The following is a 19,294-nucleotide window of genomic DNA, read 5'->3' on the forward strand; positions in this document are numbered from 1 at the left end:
ACCAGGAGCGCTCTGTGCAACGCCATAAGGGTTGTACGGGACGCCTTACGTATCCCTAATAGCCACGATCAGGGGAGGACCGCGAAATGGATCAGCTGACCTTCGTACATCGGATCGAGCAGACGGCGGCCCAACCGTGTTCTTGGCCACTAGGGCGCACAGACTACGCCGTCACGGATCCGTCGATCATGAATCGTGAGTTCACGCCTGAGCACTTCATGGCTCACTCCATAAGCCAGGGTTCAGTCGTCCACTTGCGGGGCTAATTGATTCGAAAATCGTGGTTGGGCCTAAGTCGGCCCAGCCCAAACATTGAGGAGCAAACATATGAGGGACGCAGTCATAGTTGACGCCGTTCGGACACCTATCGGCAAGCGAGGGGGTGCCCTTGCTGACGTACATCCCGCGGAGCTCTCAGCCGTGGTCCTCCGCGCGCTGGTGGAGCGCACGGGTATGGACCCAGCTTTGGTCGATGACGTCATCTGGGGATGTGTAAGCCAGGTGTCTGAGCAGGCCAGCAATGTCGGACGCAATGCCATTCTTACTGCGGGCTGGCCTGAGAGCGTGCCCGGTACCTCGGTGAATCGGGCCTGTGGATCGAGTCAGCAGGCGGTCAGCTTCGCCGCTGCCGGCGTAATCGCGGGTCACTACGACATCGCTGTGGCCGGTGGTGTCGAGTCGATGAGCCGGGTTCCGATGGGTAGCGCCGCTCAAGGCGCGCAGTCTGTTCCGACGGCGGTGCTCGAGCATTATGGCGTGGAAGCCTTCAACCAGGGTGTCGGCGCAGAGATGATCGCGGAGAAGTGGGGATTCTCCCGCACGCAGCTCGATGAGTACGCATTGCGATCACATGAGCTCACTGCGGCCGCGGTCGACGCGGGGGCATTCAACGCTCAACTCGCCTCGGTCGCAACTCTGAACGCGGACGAGGGCCTCCGCCGTGGCGGATCGTTGGAGAAGCTGGCGTCCCTGGCTACGCCCTTCAAGGAAGACGGCGTCATCCATGCCGGGAATGCATCTCAGATCTCTGACGGTGCTGGTGCCGTCCTCGTGATGACCTCGGAGATGGCCCGGAAGAATGGGCTCACCCCAATTGCAAGAATCCATACCTGCGTGGTTGCCGGCGACGATCCTGTCATCATGCTTACTGGCCCGATCCGAGCCACGGAAATGGCACTGCGCAAATCAGGCCTGTCGATTGATGACATAGGCGCATTTGAGGTCAACGAGGCTTTCGCACCCGTTCCTCTGGCCTGGCTTCAGGAGACGGGCGCCAAACCTGATCGCCTCAACCCGGTAGGTGGCGCCATCGCCGTGGGGCACCCGCTGGGAGGTTCAGGCGCGATCCTCATGACCCGTCTGGTGCACCACATGCGGGATAACGGGATTCGGTACGGCCTCCAGACCATGTGCGAGGCCGGTGGCCTCGCGAACGCGACGATCCTCGAACTGCTGTAGCCCCCTTCCGCCAGTTAGCACACAACGCCGGCGGAAGTTGAAATCATTCACGCTCGAAAAATGCTTGAACGGGACCAGCACTGGTCGTGGTCGAGCCGAGCACCCAAATCAGGAGACATTATGAAAATAGACGAATCAGTCATTGCGGTGACCGGCGGAGCATCTGGTCTAGGGTTCGCGACCGCTCAGCGACTCGTCGAGCTGGGCGCGAAGGTCGCACTCGTCGATCTGCCAGGCTCTGATGGTAAAGCTGCGGCGGCAACCCTGGGTGACCGCGCACTGTTCGCGCCGGGCGATGTCACTGATGAAGAGTCGTTTGGAGGCGCCCTGGACGCCGCTGAGGCGGCACTCGGCCCCTTGCGGGGGCTCGTTCACTGCGCGGGAAGCGGTCGCAAGCTCAGGCTCCTCGACAAGGAGGGAAACCCTGGTTCCCAGGCTGACTTCGAGTTCGTCATCAAATTGAATCTGGTCGGCAGCTTCAACGCGCTCCGTTTGGCAGCGGCCCGCATCAACAAGCATGATGCCATCGACGGAGAGCGGGGGGCCATCATTATGACGGCGTCCGTCGCAGCGTTCGAAGGTCAGATCGGCCAGATCCCGTACACGGCGTCGAAGGCGGCCGTCGTCGGGATGACCATTACGGCTGCTCGCGATCTCGCGAGCAAAGGAATCCGCGTCTGCACCATCGCGCCGGGCATCATGGACACCCCCTTGCTTGGCCGTCTGCGTGAGGATGTCCGGGAGAGCCTCGCCGTCAGCGTCCCGAACCCCCAACGTCTCGGCCGCCCTGATGAGTACGCGCAGTTGGCAGCTCACATCCTGGAGAACGCCTACTTGAATGGCGAGACCATCCGTCTCGACGGCGCCCTGCGCATGGCACCCAGGTAGGCCGGGTCATGGCCGATTTGGAATATACCGTCACCGATGGCATCGGGACGATCCTGCTGAACCGCCCGCAGGCGAAAAACGCCTTTACGCTCGAGATGATCGATCAGTGGGCTGATGCCCTCCGCTCGGCCAAGACGGATCCCTCCGTAAGGGTCGTCGTATTGACGGGCGCCGGTGACGCGTTCTGCGCGGGCATCGATCTGTCGGTTCTCGAAGCAGTGGGCGACGAGCCCATAGCCCTGAAGTCCATGCTGAGTGACGGCGTGCACCAAGTCGCACATGCCGTCGCAGAACTGGACAAGCCGATGATTGCCGCTGTCAACGGAGCAGCGGTGGGCGCCGGAATGGACATGGCGCTGATGTGCGACATCCGATTGATGAAACAGTCGGCACGCATGTCTGAGGGGTATATCAAGGTCGGGCTTGTCCCCGGAGACGGAGGGTGCTACTACCTCCCGCGCCTGGTCGGGATGGCCAAAGCTCTGGAGATGCTCTGGACCGGCGACTTCGTGGACTCCGCTGAGGCGCTGCGGATCGGTCTCGTGAGTCATGTGTATTCCGATGATGACTTCGAGAAATCGTACGGCGATTTCGTGGCCAGGCTCGCAAAACAGCCGCCGATCAACGTGAGGATGATCAAGCGCGCGACGTACCAGTCTGCAAGGTCTGATTTACGCACCGCGCTTGATCTGATTTCGTCACATCTGGCAGTGGTTCACGGGACAAACGACTCCCGTGAGGCGCGTTCTGCTTTCCAGGAGCGTCGCCAGCCGTCGTTCGTAGGTAGTTAAGGGCAGGATCAGGAAATGGAAAACGAGGAATCAGTGCTGTTCTCCGTGGAAGACGGAATCGCACGGATCACACTGAACCGTCCGGAGCGGAAGAACGCGATCGACGAGTCCATGTGGCGGTCACTCGCGGCGGTACTTGCTGACGTGAGGAACCATCCCGGCATCCGGGTTGTGGTGCTCTCAGGTGCTGGCGGCGATTTCTGCGCGGGCGCGGACGTGGCCAAGAGCGCCCACGCGGAGCACCCGGTTCCGCGTTTGCGGCGGATTGGTGACGTCGCATTGGCTCTGTTCGAGTTGCCCATGCCGGTCATCGCGAAGGTCGACGGCGTTGCAGCGGGGGCCGGGTGCAACATGGCCCTTGCCTGTGACTTTGTGATCGCGTCCACCAGATCACGGTTCACGGAGATCTTCACGCGACGTGGTCTCTCCATCGACTTCGGCGGCTCCTGGCTTTTGCCGAGGATTGCTGGAATGCAACAGGCAAAGCGGCTGGCGTTTCTCGCAGAGGTCATCGACGCTGAGGAAGCGTACAGGCTGGGACTGGTGACCTGGCTGACCCCGCAGGACGAGCTGGATGGGCTCGTTACCTCAACAGCGCAGCGTCTCGCCGCGCTACCGCCTATCGCGCTGGCCCAGACCAAGAGGTTGCTCAACGACGGTGCAGGAAGCAGCCTGCGCGATGCCATCGGCAATGAGTCAGCGGCGCAGGCTGTCAACTTCGCCACAGAAGATGCACCGGCGGCTTTCCGGGCGTTCCTAGAAAAGACCGACCCACCGACCTATTCCGGTCGATGGGCACTGGGCTGACCGGCTCGATGATGAGGAGACGTATTCGATGGACTTCATGACGCTCGAACCTGTGACCTTCCCCGATAACCTGGTGAAGCTTCGTCATGAGGTGCGTGAGTTCCTACGCAATGAGATCGAGAGCGGTCGTATCGAGTCGCACAGCGACCAGTGGCTCGCGGGGTGGGACCCGCAGTTCAGCCGTCGACTGGCCAACCAGGGGTGGATCGGCATGGCGCTCCCTAGTGAGTACGGCGGCTCCTCTGCGAGTCCGCTCGCCCGCTTCGTCGTGATCGAGGAACTCCTCGCGGCAGGCGCCCCGGTCGCGGCGCATTGGATCGCGGACCGTCAGTCTGGACCCTCGATTATGAAGTTCGGGTCGGAGGAGCAGCGACAGGCATTCCTACCTCGAATCGCGCGCGGTGAGTGCTTTTTCGCAATCGGTATGAGTGAACCCGACACAGGCTCGGACCTCGCATCGGTGCGCACCAAGGGTACGCGGGTCGATGGTGGCTGGGTCCTCAACGGCACCAAAGTCTGGACGAGCGGCGCCCATAAGGCGGACGCCATGATCGCTCTGGTCCGGACTGAACCGCTCGGACAGGACCGGCATGCCGGTTTGACGCAAGTGATTGTGGAACTGCCAGATCCGAACATCCAGGTGCGGCCCATCCGTTTGCTGACGGGTGAACATCACTTCAACGAGGTAGTCCTCGAGAACGTGTTCGTCCCCGATTCCAGGGTCCTGGGTGAGCCAGGTTCCGGCTGGAAGCAGGTCACGAGTGAGCTGGGCATGGAACGGAGCGGTCCCGAACGCATATTGTCGACATTCCCACTTCTTGTCACGGCCCTGCGGGCCATGGCCGCATCCGGAACCGCAATCGATCAGGTCGGTCTTGGTCGGCTGATTGCGCGACTGTGGGCACTTCGACAACTTTCGATCGCTGTCGCCGGAAAACTGGAGCTGGGGGAGGACCCCGCTATCGCCGCCGCCGTAGTCAAGGACCTCGGCACACAATTTGAGGGAATGCTGATCGACGTCGTACGCACACTGGTCGATGTGGAACCGGACCCCGGATCCGCCGAGCCGCTTCCGCGGATGTTGGCCGAGGCCGTGCTGCACAGTCCGGGCTTCACGCTCCGCGGCGGGACGAACGAAATTCTGCGAGGACTTGTTGCCAAAGCGTTGGGAGATGGGGCATGAACGACGTCACTGAAGCGTTGATAGAAGCAGTGGCCGATGCGTGCGAGAGGTACCCTTCGACGACAGAAGCCGGCGGGGACACAGTCTGGAACCTGGCACTGTGGGGTGCACTGGATCAAATCGGCGTAACTCTGCTCTCGGTCCCCGAGACCACCGGCGGGTCAGGGGGAGACCTGCAGATGGCTGTGGCTGTGCTCGAGGTGCTCGGCCAGCACTCGGCGGCTGTTCCCTACGCGGAGACCGCACTCCAAGCGGCGTGGATGCTGGCCGAATGCGGTGGGCCAATCCCGCCGGGACCTCTCGCGGCAGCCGTCGCTGGATCCGCCGTAAGCATGGTGGAGAACAGCGACTCGTGGGTGCTCAACGGGACCCTTCGGCGGGTGCCATGGGCACGGCACGCCGAACACATCATCGTTTTGATCGGTGGAAGGATTGTTACCATCCGGCGAGGCGATGTCACGATCGCTCAGGGCACTAATATGGCCGGCGAACCGCGTGACGACGTACTGCTGCAGCACATCACCGTCGCGGCAGACTGCGTGCGGGACGTGCCTGAAGCATCAGTAGTGTCCGAGAGTACATTCAATGCCCGCGGAGCGCTCGCCCGCGCAGCGATGATTGCCGGTGCCGCCCGCCGAGCGTTGGAACTCTCCGTACAGTACGCCGCCCAACGCCAGCAGTTCGGACGAACAGTTAACGCGTTCCAGGCAGTTCAGCAGCAGATGGCATCGATGGCCGGAGAGGTGTTGCTGTGCAAGATCGCGGCCGGGGCGGCCGCCCTGTCGCTTGATACGGATTCGGCAGGAACTGTGGCGGTGGCGGCGGCAAAGACCTCTACTGCTCAATCGGCCGGGACGGTGGCCAGGATTGCCCATCAAGTGCACGGAGCCATCGGATTCACCGACGAGCACCTGCTCCGCCTGAGCACTACACGCCTATGGGCATGGCGCGAGGAAGCTGGATCCGAAACCCAATGGGCGCGAGAACTCGGAGCCCTGAGTCTTGCAACTGGCGCCGACGGACTATGGCCCGCACTCGTCGATTAGTGCTCAGTTGGTGTCCCACCACCACGCCCGGACGGATCGGATCAGGGGGAAGAACGGGGGCGGGATTCAGCGACTGAAGTCTTTTGCTGACTTGGTTCTTTGAAAGAAATGAATTGATAGCCAATGGCAGTCGTGGCAGATCTTCTGCGCAGCTGGTTGGTTGGATGAGAGAGAGAAAACGTGACACGTATTGGCATTGTGGCCGAGTTGGGTCGCGAGACGAGGGTGGCGGCGACGCCCACCACCGTGAAGCAGCTATTGGGTTTGGGCTACGAGGTTGTGGTCGAGAAGGGCGCGGGGGAATCTTCGTCTTTCCGTGATGACGCTTATGCCGAAGCGGGTGCACTGATCGTCGGTGCGGACGAGGCGTGGGGCAGTGAAGTGGTTTTGCGGATCAGCCCGCCCACTGAAGATGAGATCGCCCGTCTCGCGGACGGTGCAGCGCTGATCGGGATGTTGAGTCCGGGGCTGCGGCCGGAGCTGGTGGAGGCGTTGGCCGCGCGTCCAATCACGGCGCTGGCGTTGGACGCGGTGCCGCGGATCTCGCGGGCGCAGTCGATGGATGTGCTCAGCTCCATGGCGAACATTGCCGGGTACCGGGCGGTGATTGAGGCCGCACATGAGTTCGGCCGGTTCTTCACCGGACAGGTGACTGCGGCGGGCAAGGTCCCGCCGGCGAAGGTCCTGGTCGCAGGTGCCGGTGTTGCCGGGTTGGCGGCGATCGGTGCCGCGTCCAGCCTGGGCGCGATCGTCCGGGCGACTGACCCGCGCCCTGAGGTTGCCGACCAGGTGAAGTCCATCGGCGGGACCTACCTCAAGGTCGAGGTCGCCGAGGAGATGAAGTCCTCTGACGGGTACGCGAAGGCCACGTCCGAGGCGTACAACGCCCGCGCTGCCGAGATCTACACCGAGCAGGCCGCGGATGTGGACATCATCATCACCACGGCCCTCATTCCTGGGCGCCCGGCGCCGAAGCTGCTCACGGCGGAAGACGTTGCGGCGATGAAGTCCGGCAGCGTGATCGTTGACATGGCCGCGGGCCAGGGCGGGAACGTCGAGGGCTCAGTCGCCGGGGAACGCGTGGTGACGGATAACGGTGTGGTCATCCTGGGCTATACGGATCTGCCGGCCCGGTTGCCGGCGCAGGCGTCCCAGCTGTACGGGACGAACATGGTGAACCTGCTCAAGCTCCTGACCCCGGAGAAGGACGGGGTCCTGCGGATCGATTTCGACGACGTCGTCCAGCGGTCGGTGACGGTGGTTCGCGAGGGTGAAAAGACCTGGCCGCCGCCCCCGGTCCAGGTCTCCGCCGCCCCGGTTCAGACCGAAACCAAACGCGCCGAGGAGCGGGCTGCCGAGGCGGCGAAAAAGATGGGCCTCAGCCCTGCCGGTAAGGCCGGGCTTTTCGCCGCGGGCATCGCGGTGTTGTTCGGGATCAACGCGGTGGCTCCGGCGCCGCTGCCGCAGCACTTCACGGTCCTGATGCTCTCCATCGTGGTCGGCTTCTACGTCATCGGTAAAGTCCATCACGCCCTCCACACCCCGCTGATGTCGGTGACGAACGCGATCTCCGGGATCATCGTCGTCGGGGCCCTGCTGCAGGTCACGTCCGACAACATCATCATGCAGGTCCTCGCCGCCGTCGCGGTCCTGCTGGCCAGCATCAACATCTTCGGCGGCTTCGCCGTCACCCGGCGCATGCTCGCCATGTTCTCGGCCGGGAAGGCACGTTCATGAGCGCCGCCACCGAAGCAGCAGCAATTCTATCGAGGAGCCTTACCGTGTCTGACACCGTCACCGGTCCGTTGACCGCCGACTCCATCGCCGGCGCCGCATACGTCGTCGCGGCCCTGCTGTTCATCCTGTCCCTCGCCGGGCTGAGCAAACACGAGAAAGCCCGCGCAGGTGTCATCTACGGCATCACCGGGATGATCATCGCCCTCGCAGCCACCATCTGGCTGACCGTCCAGGACGCCTGGGGCACCGGAGCCGGCCTGACCGGCCTGGTCTTGCTCGTCGCCGCGGTGATCGTCGGCGGGGCCATTGGGTTCTGGCGCGCCCGCGTGGTCGAAATGACCGGCATGCCCGAACTGATCGCGCTGCTGCACAGCTTCGTTGGCCTCGCCGCCGTCCTGGTGGGCTGGAACGGGCACCTTGAAGCCCCCGCCCTGTCCCCGGACCTGACGGCCATCCACCATGCCGAGGTGTTCATCGGCGTGTTTATCGGCGCGGTCACCTTCACAGGCTCGATCGTGGCGTTCCTGAAACTCTCCGCCCGGATGAAGTCCTCACCCCTGATGCTGCCGGGCAAGAACGCCATCAACCTCGGCGCCCTCGCCGCGTTCATTGCCCTGACCGTCTGGTACGTCAACGACTCCCAGCTCTGGCTCCTCATCGTCGTCACCCTCCTCGCTTTGGGGCTGGGCTGGCACCTGGTGGCCTCCATCGGCGGCGGCGACATGCCCGTGGTCGTGTCCATGCTCAACAGCTACTCCGGCTGGGCCGCCGCCGCGGCGGGGTTCCTGCTCAACAACGACCTGCTGATCATCACCGGCGCCCTGGTGGGCTCCTCGGGTGCCTACCTGTCCTACATCATGTGCAAGGCCATGAACCGGTCCTTCATCTCCGTGATCGCCGGCGGCTTCGGCATCGCCGCCCCCGCCAGCAAGGGGGACGCGGACCAGGGTGAGCACCGGGAGATCACGGCCGAGGCCACAGCGGAAATGCTGACGAACGCCTCGAGTGTGGTCATCACCCCCGGGTACGGCATGGCCGTGGCCCAGGCCCAGTACCCGGTCGCCGAACTCGCGCACCAGCTTCGGGAACGCGGCGTGAATGTCCGGTTCGGCATCCACCCGGTCGCCGGGCGCCTGCCCGGACACATGAACGTGCTCCTCGCCGAAGCCAAAGTCCCCTACGATATCGTCCTGGAAATGGACGAAATCAACGACGACCTGGGCGACACCTCCGTGGTCCTCGTCATCGGCGCCAATGACACCGTCAACCCCTCAGCCGCTGAAGACCCGGGAAGCCCCATCGCGGGCATGCCCGTCCTCAAAGTCTGGGAAGCCGAAAACGTCATCGTATTCAAACGCTCAATGGCTGCAGGCTACGCCGGCGTCCAAAACCCCCTCTTCTACCGCGACAACTCCCAAATGCTCTTCGGCGACGCCAAAACCCGCGTCGAAGACATCCTCAAAGCGTTCTGAGAGAGGACGCCAAGGGTCTTCCTTGATCGATATGACAACACCCGCCTGGCGTTTGGTTCGCGTCCGCAACCAGGGCCAGGCGGTGGAAACGATAGGACTGTCCGTGTTTAGACGCAGAGTTCTTGCCAATTTGCCTATTCGAGAGGCGTCCAGCTCGAACACGAGGGTCGGTGCGTCTTGCGCGGGGGAAGTACAGGCACTCTGCCAGGCATTCAACATTGATGAAATCTCTGCGTCCCCCTGGATTGGTCTCCACTACCGCCATGAGTTCTTGCTCCATCACAGGCACGAGCTGTTAGAGCCTGGCAAAGACTGATCCGCTCAAAGCCTGGTCGGCCTGTGACTTCGCTCCTGTGATCGCGGAAACTCAAGCGGGAAGTCGAGCATTTCTCCTTCAAATTGCAATTTCTGGTCCCAAAAGAAAGGCCCAACGATGTCCATTTCGTCAAAAGACGCAGCGAGCTCCGTGGCTGGCGTCGATCAGGCCGAGCTTTCCGAGCTGATCGCCAAACAGAAGCTTTACGAGAATATGGCGATTTACTGTCGAGGGCAGGACCGCAAGGATCTCGAACTTATGAAGTCGACCTTCTGGCCGGAGGCTACCGACAATCATGGAATGTTCGACGGCCCAGCCCATGAGTTCTGCGAGTGGTCTTATGAGAATCAGAAGAAGACCCTGCATCGTTCCCACCACTACATCACCAACGTCATCGTGGAACTCGACGGCGATCGCGCCAGGCGGGAGAGCGCCGTCGTGTACGTCATGGTGAAGCTTGGAGGTGAACCGACAGACATTATGGGTGGCCGGTACCGCGACTTGTGCGAACGCCGTGACGGTGCATGGAAGGTGCTTCGCCGGGTGGTGATCTTCGATCATGTAGCGCAGTTCCCCAACACGGGCGAACTCGGAGCAGTCTTTGGCGGCATTCCCGCGACCGCGCGAATCGGAGACACCTACCCTCGCGATCCGATCCACGATCTTGAGTGGTGATCTGAGCCTATTACTGGGTGCGTGAAAGAAAACGCGGAGGCGTGTTCCTGTCATGTCCGTCGTTGAGGGCGTGAATCCTCAGACTTCTGGCGGTATCGGCCGATCACGTAGTCGGCCGACTAGGGAGTGTCCTTATGCTTCTGGGGTGTCTTCGTTGAGTGTGCCGTGTCTGAGCATGGAGTGGATGACGTCGCACGGGCGTCGGGCCACGCAGATGGCGGCGGCGTTGTGTTTTTCCTGGGCCGGCTTCTTTTGGTAGTACGCCTTTGAAGCCGAGTGACGACAGCTGGCTATCCAAGCCGAAGTGAACATCGCGTTCTTGAGCTGTTTGTTCCCCGAGCGTGCTGGGAGTTCACCGCGGATCGAGATTCCGGAGCGCCGCATCACGGGGCAATGCCGGCGTAGGCGGCCAGGTGTCCTGCGGGCATGAAGGTGCCGGCATCGCCAATGGTCAGGAGTGTCGTGGCTGCGGTCTTGATGCCGACTCCGGCATGGACATCAAGGCCTGGGAAAGAGGGAAGTCACCGAGAAGTTTTTCGACTTCTTCGGCCACAACGGCGCGTTGGTGTTTGAGTTCCTTGGTCTGGGCGGCGACGCGTGCGATGACCAGTTCGACGGCCTGTGCCGATCACGGTCACCCTCTGCTCGCCCAGCTCCGAAAAGACCGCGTCGATGAGATTCACCGGGTCCTTCGGCTGTGGTTCCTGATCCAGCGGAGCACGTTGGACCGCCCGGCGGTGCGCAGTCCGGTGGGTCCGGAGTACTTGATGAACAGCTCCAGCACCAGGGATCGGGTCAGCACGGTTCCGGAAAAGACACGTTCCAGGGCGGGGAAAATCTGCAGCAGCAGGGACCGCAGGCCGTTGATCGCCCTAGTGCACTCATGGGTCAGATCGGCATTAACCCGGAAAGCACCTACAACGCCGCAAGCACTTCGCTGTCTCGGTCAACAGCCCGCAGGGTGTGCGGAAGCGCTCGGGCCGCCTCGGCAATGATGAATGCATTAGCGCGCGTCCGTTTTGGACTTGCCGGGATACAGATCGGATTCGCCAGCGGCGTTCAATGCGACGGCGTGATGCTCGGACTTTCCGACATCGAGTCCGCAGTAGACGTCATATCCTTTGTCCATCCGGCGATCCTTTTGCACCACGATCTGGCCGCAGTCCCGACACCCCGATGCTGGCACCACGTTTTACAAAGACCTGGTACCCGTGGAAGGAGCCGGCCGTGTCTCTATAGGTAGTCACCGCGTGCCTCCGAACTCGGCGACAACACCCCCGGATCATCAAGTGACAGGGCAAGAAAGTCATACCAGGCCCAGCGACCAAATCTCCGACTCTCGCGGACCCAATAAATTTAACGGCGCGTCCGCGCAAGATGGGCTGGTCCCGACCTTGAAGGCGCCGGACCGGGTGCAGGGGACGCCCAGCGGATGGGCGAGGGTCGAGGCGGAGACATCGAAACTGTGCAGCGCGCTCGTAAGCGACGACTCCCATGCAGATGTATGTCGAACAACGGAGAGATGTGCATGGCGATTGGGCGCTACCGTTGGTGTTCGAATCAATTTTAATCTCGATCCGTGTAATTTTCACGGTGGTTCAGCCTTGCTGGTACATAGCCGTCAACCACCGGTGGCACCCTCAATTGCTCGCGATGCCCCACTCAGCAAGGATCTCGTGGGCGTCCGTAACTTGGAGTGGCGGCGCTTTCGGAATGCCGGGATCACTGCGTGAAAAGCGGGGCGCGGGTGACGGCTGGACGATACCGTTCAGGTCTCTAACGATCTGCCGCTCCACCATATGTTCGTGCTTACTGGCCTCGTCGAACGAGAGCACTGGAGTGACACAGGCGTCGATTCGCTCGAACATCTCGATCCAGTGCTGACGCGGCTCGCGGAGGAACGCTGAAGTCAGAGCTGCCCGCAAAACTGGCCATCCGGTGCGGTCATACTGTTCCGGGAGGTCTGAAGGAGGCAACCCGAGGCCATCCAGGAGACGTGCATAGAACTGGGGCTCAACAGATCCGACTGCCATGTAGCCTCCGTCAGCGCACTCGTACGTATCGTAGTAGGGCGCACCGCCGTCGAGAATATTGTCGCCTCGGTTCTCATTCCACGCGCCTCCGCCGTACATCGACCACAACATGTGGGCCAGCACGCTTGCCCCATCAATCATCGCAGCGTCGACGACCTGGCCAATCCCTGACCTATCACGCTCCCAGAGCGCTGCAAGGATGCCCGTAATGAGGAACATCGATCCGCCGCCGTAGTCACCAATGAGATTAAGGGGTACAACGGGACGCTCATCGGCGCGTCCGACGGCGTTGAGTATGCCGGCGATGCTCAGGTAGTTGATGTCATGTCCAGCCCGGTCGGCTAGTGGTCCGTCCTGTCCCCAGCCGGTCATCCGGCCATAAACCAGACCGGGGTTGATGGCGTGGCAATCCTTGGGGCCGAGTCCGAGCCGCTCCGCCACACCGGGCCTGTTGCCCTCGATGAGCACGTCTGCCCGGGCCACCAACTCCAGGACAAGTTCCTGATCGGCGGCTGATTTTAGGTTCGCAGTCACGGTGCGTCGGCCCCGAAGCTGCTCGTTGCGTCCCTGCTTGCCAAGACCGAACGGAGCATCCGGGCGTTCCACCCTTACGACGTCGGCGCCGAGGTCTGCAAGCATCATTGCCGCATGGGGGCCTGGTCCGATGCTCGCCAGTTCGACGACGCGCATCCCCTTGAGCGGCCCGCTCATAACTTGACTTCCTGGAGGGCTGCCGGATCGGTGGCCAAGGTTCGTACCCATTGGTCGATGGAGAGCCTGAGTACCGCCGCGGGGTCGATGCTTTCCTTATCGAGTTGCCATAGGTATCCCACGCCGCGCAACGTGGAAACGATCACGGCGGCCTGCTGATCGGGGTCGATTCCGCGATCAATGGAGCCGTCTTCCACGCCAGTGCGAATGGTCGCGGCGATGCGCGATCGCAGGACCTGGTGGAAGGTGATGAACCGTTCGCGCAGGTCAGGTACAGGGCCAAGAGCTTCGAAGATCAACGCGTACAGTATGGTGAGCGACCGAGGATTGCGTTCGTAGGAGTCGCAAATCCCCCTCAGGAGGACTTGCAGCGCCGCGAGTCCGTTGAGTCCGGTGGCCTCCGCGTCGACCTTCTCCACGGTCCAACGGACAACGACCTCGTCTACGAGCGCCTCGAGCAGCTTACCCTTGGACCCAAACCGCGCCGTCGCGAGACTCCGACTGTAGCCGGCGCGCTCTCCCACGGTCGCAAGCGTCATCGACTGGTAACCGCCCTCCGCGACTAGATCACCTGCGGCGCGGATCAGCGCACGGGTGGATCTCTCAGAGCGAATCTGATGACCGTTGAGCTCTTCTTCTTTGGTTTCCACAACATCAATCCTAGTCGAACAACAAAGTTATGGTACAGGTCACCACGCGGAGCGCTTTCCGTTGCGCCCCGCGCGATGATCAGCGAAACGGAGTCGGCGGAAGTAGCCGATCGGAGATTAGGCGCTGCATGATTTCCGACGTGCCTTCGAAGATCTTCGTTAGCCGGGCGTCCCGCCAGTACCGTTCGATGGGGAAGTCCGTCGTGTAACCGGCGCCTCCGTGCAGCTGGAGCGCTTCGGAAGTGACGCGCTCAGACATCTCCGATGCGGAGTACTTGAGCATGGCGGCCCGCACGTCGGACATCTCGCCGGCGTCAACGTCGGCAGCGACTTCGTACATCAGCGCCCGGCAGCTCTCAATCTCCGCAGCCATCTTGGCGATCTTGAATCGGGTCACTTGGAAGTCGCCGATGGCGTGCCCGAACTGCTCACGTTCCTGGACATACTTGATCGAGTCCTCGAGGGCGCCCCGCGCCAATCCTATCGAGCGCGCAGCCGTGTGGATCCGGGGCGTGAGCATGCCTTCGGCGACGCGTTTGAATCCGCCGTCCTGTTGGCCGTCGGTCTGTTCGTATCCCAACAGACCATCGTCCGGGACGAAGCAGTTGTCGAAGGACAGCTCGAACGTGTGCCAGCCGTGATAGCCGATCTTGCGCACTGGCGTTCCTGTGCAACCGGCGGGCAACTCACCAGGCTTTTTGTAGACGATGAACCGTCGGATACCGTCGCGCCGGCGGGCAGGATCATAGGGTGTAGTGCGGGCGACGACGATGATCCCGTCGGACTGGTCAGCGAATGTGCACCACATCTTCTGGCCCGTGATCAGCCACCCGCCGTCGACCTTGTCAGCCCGTGTGCGGATGGAAGCGATGTCCGAGCCCGCTCCCGGTTCGGACATTGCGTATGCGCCCAGCCACTGTCCACGTGCCGCGAGCGGAAGGATGGCCGCGCGCTGCGTTGGATCGAGGGCGGCTGCAATTCCGGACCGCGTGATGATGCTGGCCACACTCATCCATGCCCGGGACAACTCCTCGGTGATGAGCGCGTACTCGAAGACGCCGAGGCCGAGACCGCCGTCCTCCTCTGGTACCAGGATTCCGAAGAAGCCAAGTTCGCCCATCTTCGCCCTAAGGCTGTCGGGGATGAGGCCGCGTTCCGGATCCAGCTCATTCGCCACCGGGAGCACTTCCCGCATTGCGAAGTCACGGGCCATCTCCTGGATCGCCTCACGTTCATCGGTACGGTAGATGGCCGGAATACGCGGACGCGGGTCGACCAGGGGCCGGCTCACGATGCCTGCTCATCTCTGGCGCGGCCTGCTCGGCTGATAGTTGCTTGGGGCACGGTCGGAACCTCCATTAAATAGTTTGTTGACTAGCAATCTACTTGATGTACGGACCCGGCACAACCCCTTGGCAGTGTCCGCCCAGCAGGCAGCGGTACCACTTAGCTGGTAACGCGCTCCATACGGATGGGGATGCCATTAAGAATGGACATCCCCGCGACGGCTTCGACGTCTTCATGGCTCACGAGCTCATTGCTGTTCGAGCCCCTGAACGCGTTGGCCCGCTGCCACGAACCTCCCCGGTGGCCCCAGCCGTTGGGCACGCTTACCACCCCCTGCCGCATTGAGTCCTGGATCGACACGGTAACCACGATGGAACCCGCCGCAGATACCAGGCGCACCTCGCCGCCGTCCTCCACGCCGCATGCGTCCGCATCGGCGGCGTGGATGTGGGCTGCGAAGGTATATCCATCGGGATAGACAAGGCGGGAATTGTGCATCCAGGTGTTTTGCGAGCCTTTCTCGCGCCGGCCTATCAAGCGGAGCGGCCAGGTGGCATCCGGCTCGGCATAAGCGCGCAAGCGGGCAACCTCCGACCGCAACTGCAATGAGTACAGCTGAACGCCCCCGTCCTCGGTTGGCAGGTTCTCAGTGAGCTTTCCGACGGGCAATGTGTCCCGCAGCCTGATCCCGTTCGGGTGATTTGCCACCAGCTCTTCGAACGTGAGCCCCTTCACAGGTCCCCTGGCGAGTAGGCGGTCGATGACCTCGGCGGGGGTAGGGCGCTCTCCGCGTGCCTCGGCGAGGGCCTGCAGCTCCTTGTCGGGACAGGAGCCGCCGAGACCCATCCGGCGGGATACTTCGTCGAACACCCACCAGGCATCCCGTGCATCGCCCACGGGAGAGATTACGGCGCGGGTCGCGTAAGCGGTCGGCCGCAGTTGCATGTTCCCTGTGGTCACCGGGTAGTCGTCTCGCTCGTACATCGTTGTCACGGGAAGGAGTACGTCAGCGTAGCGGTTAGTCTCATTCATGTAGAGATCCATGGCCACACTGAAATCGAGCTTTTCAAGGGCCGCTTCGAGCCGTTTCCCGCCGCCGCCGCTGGTCAGCACCGAATTGTTTCCGCGAATGACCAGTGCCCTGACGCGGTCGATTCCTGGGTGTGCGATATCAGCTGCGAGGCCAGCGCTTGGCAGACCGCCGCCGACCTCAGGCCGGCCCTCGGCTCTGCTGCGACGGGTGCCCGATTTTACGCCAGGTGTCTGCGGAGTCAGGTCGATCGCCGCCCATCCAGCAAGCAGTCCACCTGGTCGGTCGATGTTTCCTGTTAGCGCCAGGAGGGTGTCCTGCAGGATATTGGTCAAGGTGCCGAATCGCTGGGCACAGGTGCCAGTGCCACCGTAGACGACGGCGGATGCGGCCTTTGTGAAGGCGCCACCTACGTCAACGATTGCTTCGCGCTCAACACCGCACTTTGCTGCGCATTCGTCGAGATCGAAGGACTTCGCGAGGAGGACGAACTCGTCAATGCCTGAAATGGCCGCGCCGCGCTGGGCAAGCTTCGGCATCTGGTGGTTCTCGCAGATCACCTTGCATACACCCATGAGGAACCAGGGATCTGTGCCCGGCCGGATGCTGATGTGTTCGTACCTCTCGGCCGTGGCAGTGCGCCGGGGGTCGACGACGAGCACTCGACCGCCGCGTGCGACGACCGAGTCGAGTGCTTCCCGGGATTGGGGTTCGCTCACTCGTGTGCTGCGGGCGATCAGAGGATTCGCCCCGATGACCAGTGCGAGATCCGTATGCCAGAGATCGGGACGCGGAAACCGGTTGACGTCGCCGTAAAGGGCTTCGTTTGCTGTCAGTCGTGAGGCGCCGTCCTCTGCGTTGATTGTGTAGTTGCGGCTGATGCCGAGCGCTGCAGAGAACCCCAGGCCCCACAGAAATCCTGCTGATTCGAAGAAGGGCGGATTTCCGCGCAAGTTGGCGATAGCCTGAGGGCCGAACTCGTCTCGCACGGCCGACAGTTTGGCAGCGCAGATGTCAAGTGCTTTGTCCCATGTTGTGGGTGAGAATTCCCCGGGTCCACCGCTCCGCACCATTGGTGTGGTGATGCGGTCAGGGTCATAAGTGAGCTCCACCAGCCCCTGCGGTTTGTTGCAGGAGAAGCCACGCGAGTGTGCGTGGGCGGTGTTCGGCCGAACTCGGACCAGGCGATCTCCGTCCAATTCTGCAATGAGCCCACAGCATGCCTCGCAGATGCGGCAATACGTCGAGACGGACGTGGTCTTCTCCCGAAGGATGGGGTTACGGGCGACTGGCAGCGATGAAGGCATCGGGAGGGCCACCGTCGGCATTACTGCTCCCCGCGGTGGATGGGGAGCGAGGGGAGCGGTGCGTCAACCCGCACAGGAATGCCATCAAGCACCCCAGCAGCCCGCAACATGCTCGACACCTGGGTGTACTTCCGGCGTGGTCGCCGAACGGCAGACAGCTGGCCCGCATGCCTCTCCGCGGCGTCGAGGGCATTCCAGCCGTTCAGCGTCACAAGATCAGGCTGGCGGGCGCCAAGGATGTTCCCGAGCGAATCAGCGATGACAGCCTGTGAGGTCAGGCCGGAGCGCAAATCTTCGAGGACGGCCGACGCGGTCTCGCGCGAGCATACCCGGTTGGTCCCGATGACTCCTGACGGGCCGCGTTTCGCCCAACCCACGCAGTACAGTCCGCTGATGAGATCTCCGGTCTGCTCGTCAATAGCACGGCCGGCGACGTTCGCGATTGTCCGTGTTGATGCGTCAAACGGAAGCCCTGGCACGGGCGAGACGCCGTACCCGATGGCGCGGAGCACCAACCCCGCCGGGACAATCTCCGGAGCGGCGTCCTTGTCGTCGGTGCGTTGCAGGTGGACGGCTTCGGCCATATCCCCGCCCGCGATGTGCACCGGCTGCCAGCCGAACCTGAACGTGATGCGGCGGCCGCCCGGCGTCGAGGGGGAGCCGGGACGAGACATCTCGCGGAACGCGTCCACTTTGCGCTTTCTGTTTCCAGTCCACGAGGGGTCGTCGCCGCCGTCGACCTCGTCTGCCAGTGTCCGGACGTCGACCCCGGGCATCCGGTTCAGTTCGAGGAGTTCGGGCAGAGTGCAGGCGGCATCGGCCGGACCGCGTCGGCCAATGATCACGACTTCGCGAACGGCACTCGCGGCCAGTGCATCGATCGCGTGGTCCGCCATGTCGGTGGAGGCGTAGGCCTCAACCGGCCGGATGAGAGCGCGTGCGACATCCAGTGCCACATTTCCGTTGCCGAGCACGACGACGGTCTCTCCGGACAGGTTGAACTCTCGGTCTGTGAAGTCTGGATGGCCGTTGTACCAGGACACGAACTCTCGTGCCGAAAACGATCCCGGAAGTGATTCCCCATCGATGCCGAGCTTTTTGTCGCCGTTAGCGCCGCCGGCGTGGATTACCGCGTGGTGGCGCTCGCGGAGCTCCTCGAGGCTGATATGAGTGCCCACCTCAACGTTGAAATAACAGGTCACGTTGGGTAGTTGGAGTAGGGACTGGAAGTAGTCTGCGACGAGCTTGGTGTCGGGATGATCGGGCGCAACCCCCGAGCGGACGAGGCCGAAGGGGGTGGGCAGCCGGTCGAAGACGTTGATCTCTATACCGGGCACCTCGCTGAGCTCCGCAATGGCGTAACAGGCCGACGGCCCCGCGCCGATGATGGCAACTCTGGCCTCGACCGGCGCGGTGGCAGGCTTCGCCTCGATGTCGAGGAAGCGAGGCGTAAGGGGTTGGTCAAGGAAGTAATCCCGGTTAATGCCAGGGAAGTCACTGAGGTGCTGGGGAAGGTCATTTTCATCGTGAATGGCCGAAACCGGGCATGCGAACATGCACGCCGAGCACCCGATGCAGGATAACGGATCGATATACAGCTGTTCCGCAGTCTTGAACTGAGGGTCTCCGGGATGGGGCCGGATGCAGTCGACAGGGCAGACGTCCACGCACGATGCATCGTTGCAGCAGCCTCCGGTGATGACAAAAGCCACGGTGAGATTCCCTTCAAAGGCGGGTCTGGGTGTCCTGACTTACCTGGTCCCGCTGGTGAGTCAAGAACGTGGGGCTCGCTCCAGGCGTCGGACTCAGAGAAGTTGAGTCTCTCAAAAAACTTGCTTGTTGACTAGTCAAACTTGGGATACCGCTTGTCGGGAGAAAACTTGTTCGTTGACAAACTTCATTT

14 protein-coding genes and 1 pseudogene are annotated in these 19,294 nt (G+C 62.4%); 9 read left to right on the forward strand and 6 right to left on the reverse strand.

Going from position 1 to position 19,294, the window contains the following annotated elements; all coding sequences use genetic code 11:
- The first annotated feature begins 327 nt into the window (after positions 1-327).
- From IAQ70_RS14210 to IAQ70_RS14250, 9 genes are all read left to right on the forward strand, one after another.
- A complete protein-coding gene (locus tag IAQ70_RS14210; protein WP_190989959.1) occupies positions 328-1,458 on the forward strand; it encodes a thiolase family protein in 1,131 nt (376 codons plus the stop codon).
- A 120-nt stretch (positions 1,459-1,578) separates the two neighbouring features.
- A complete protein-coding gene (locus IAQ70_RS14215) occupies positions 1,579-2,346 on the forward strand; it encodes an SDR family NAD(P)-dependent oxidoreductase (RefSeq protein ID WP_190989960.1) in 768 nt (255 codons plus the stop codon).
- Positions 2,347-2,354: 8 nt separating this feature from the next.
- Positions 2,355-3,137 carry an enoyl-CoA hydratase/isomerase family protein gene (locus IAQ70_RS14220; protein ID WP_190989961.1) on the forward strand — a complete coding sequence of 261 codons (783 nt, stop codon included), beginning with the start codon at positions 2,355-2,357 and terminating at the stop codon, positions 3,135-3,137.
- Positions 3,138-3,152: 15 nt separating this feature from the next.
- Positions 3,153-3,944, forward strand: coding sequence for an enoyl-CoA hydratase/isomerase family protein (locus IAQ70_RS14225; RefSeq protein WP_190989962.1), 792 nt, complete (start codon positions 3,153-3,155; stop codon positions 3,942-3,944).
- A 28-nt stretch (positions 3,945-3,972) separates the two neighbouring features.
- Positions 3,973-5,127 (forward strand): acyl-CoA dehydrogenase family protein, encoded by a 1,155-nt coding sequence (locus tag IAQ70_RS14230; RefSeq protein WP_190989963.1) that lies wholly within the window; start codon positions 3,973-3,975, stop codon positions 5,125-5,127.
- The gene (locus tag IAQ70_RS14235; protein ID WP_190989964.1) at positions 5,124-6,173 is read left to right on the forward strand and encodes an acyl-CoA dehydrogenase family protein; all 1,050 of its coding nucleotides are present in this window, start codon (positions 5,124-5,126) and stop codon (positions 6,171-6,173) included. The genes IAQ70_RS14230 and IAQ70_RS14235 overlap by 4 nt, the downstream gene beginning before the upstream one ends.
- Before the next feature lie 180 nt (positions 6,174-6,353).
- Positions 6,354-7,910, forward strand: a complete 1,557-nt coding sequence (locus tag IAQ70_RS14240; RefSeq protein ID WP_190989965.1) for a Re/Si-specific NAD(P)(+) transhydrogenase subunit alpha — start codon at positions 6,354-6,356, stop codon at positions 7,908-7,910.
- Positions 7,907-9,382, forward strand: a complete 1,476-nt coding sequence (gene pntB, locus IAQ70_RS14245; RefSeq protein WP_223860071.1) for a Re/Si-specific NAD(P)(+) transhydrogenase subunit beta — start codon at positions 7,907-7,909, stop codon at positions 9,380-9,382. Before IAQ70_RS14240 ends, pntB begins: the two co-directional genes overlap by 4 nt.
- Before the next feature lie 433 nt (positions 9,383-9,815).
- Positions 9,816-10,373 carry a nuclear transport factor 2 family protein gene (locus IAQ70_RS14250; protein WP_190989966.1) on the forward strand — a complete coding sequence of 186 codons (558 nt, stop codon included), beginning with the start codon at positions 9,816-9,818 and terminating at the stop codon, positions 10,371-10,373.
- 132 nt (positions 10,374-10,505) lie between these two features.
- On the opposite strand, the pseudogene IAQ70_RS14255 reads toward IAQ70_RS14250, so the two are convergent.
- The 6 genes and pseudogenes from IAQ70_RS14255 to IAQ70_RS14280 all read right to left on the reverse strand — a co-directional run bounded on the left by IAQ70_RS14255 (position 10,506) and on the right by IAQ70_RS14280 (position 19,103).
- Positions 10,506-11,502: pseudogene (locus IAQ70_RS14255) on the reverse strand (IS110 family transposase).
- Between the two features lie 511 nt (positions 11,503-12,013).
- A complete protein-coding gene (locus IAQ70_RS14260) occupies positions 12,014-13,117 on the reverse strand; it encodes a CaiB/BaiF CoA transferase family protein (RefSeq protein WP_190989967.1) in 1,104 nt (367 codons plus the stop codon).
- Complete coding sequence (locus tag IAQ70_RS14265; RefSeq protein ID WP_190989968.1) at positions 13,114-13,767, reverse strand: TetR/AcrR family transcriptional regulator; 654 nt, start codon at positions 13,765-13,767, stop codon at positions 13,114-13,116. Before IAQ70_RS14265 ends, IAQ70_RS14260 begins: the two co-directional genes overlap by 4 nt.
- 79 nt (positions 13,768-13,846) lie before the next feature.
- The gene (locus tag IAQ70_RS14270; protein ID WP_190989969.1) at positions 13,847-15,058 is read right to left on the reverse strand and encodes an acyl-CoA dehydrogenase family protein; all 1,212 of its coding nucleotides are present in this window, start codon (positions 15,056-15,058) and stop codon (positions 13,847-13,849) included.
- 155 nt (positions 15,059-15,213) lie between these two features.
- Positions 15,214-17,412: a molybdopterin-containing oxidoreductase family protein gene (locus IAQ70_RS14275; RefSeq protein WP_190989970.1), complete on the reverse strand. Its 2,199-nt coding sequence runs from the start codon at positions 17,410-17,412 to the stop codon at positions 15,214-15,216.
- Positions 17,412-19,103 (reverse strand): 4Fe-4S binding protein, encoded by a 1,692-nt coding sequence (locus IAQ70_RS14280; RefSeq protein ID WP_190989971.1) that lies wholly within the window; start codon positions 19,101-19,103, stop codon positions 17,412-17,414. The genes IAQ70_RS14275 and IAQ70_RS14280 overlap by 1 nt, the downstream gene beginning before the upstream one ends.
- Between the last annotated feature and the right edge of the window lie 191 nt (positions 19,104-19,294).

The organism is Pseudarthrobacter sulfonivorans (genome assembly GCF_014712225.1).
GTDB classification, from domain to species: Bacteria; Actinomycetota; Actinomycetes; order Actinomycetales; family Micrococcaceae; genus Arthrobacter; species Arthrobacter sulfonivorans.

Excerpts from the sequence above, each read along its gene's own strand:
- IAQ70_RS14230 (WP_190989963.1), top strand. The coding sequence starts at position 3,973 with ATGGACTTCATGACGCTCGAACCTGTGACCTTCCCCGATAACCTGGTG.
- IAQ70_RS14275 (WP_190989970.1), bottom strand. The coding sequence starts at position 17,412 with ATGCCGACGGTGGCCCTCCCGATGCCTTCATCGCTGCCAGTCGCCCGT.
- IAQ70_RS14250 (WP_190989966.1), top strand. The coding sequence starts at position 9,816 with ATGTCCATTTCGTCAAAAGACGCAGCGAGCTCCGTGGCTGGCGTCGAT.
- pntB (WP_223860071.1), top strand. The coding sequence starts at position 7,907 with ATGAGCGCCGCCACCGAAGCAGCAGCAATTCTATCGAGGAGCCTTACC.
- IAQ70_RS14235 (WP_190989964.1), top strand. The coding sequence starts at position 5,124 with ATGAACGACGTCACTGAAGCGTTGATAGAAGCAGTGGCCGATGCGTGC.
- IAQ70_RS14260 (WP_190989967.1), bottom strand. The coding sequence starts at position 13,117 with ATGAGCGGGCCGCTCAAGGGGATGCGCGTCGTCGAACTGGCGAGCATC.
- IAQ70_RS14210 (WP_190989959.1), top strand. The coding sequence starts at position 328 with ATGAGGGACGCAGTCATAGTTGACGCCGTTCGGACACCTATCGGCAAG.
- IAQ70_RS14220 (WP_190989961.1), top strand. The coding sequence starts at position 2,355 with ATGGCCGATTTGGAATATACCGTCACCGATGGCATCGGGACGATCCTG.
- IAQ70_RS14215 (WP_190989960.1), top strand. The coding sequence starts at position 1,579 with ATGAAAATAGACGAATCAGTCATTGCGGTGACCGGCGGAGCATCTGGT.
- IAQ70_RS14225 (WP_190989962.1), top strand. The coding sequence starts at position 3,153 with ATGGAAAACGAGGAATCAGTGCTGTTCTCCGTGGAAGACGGAATCGCA.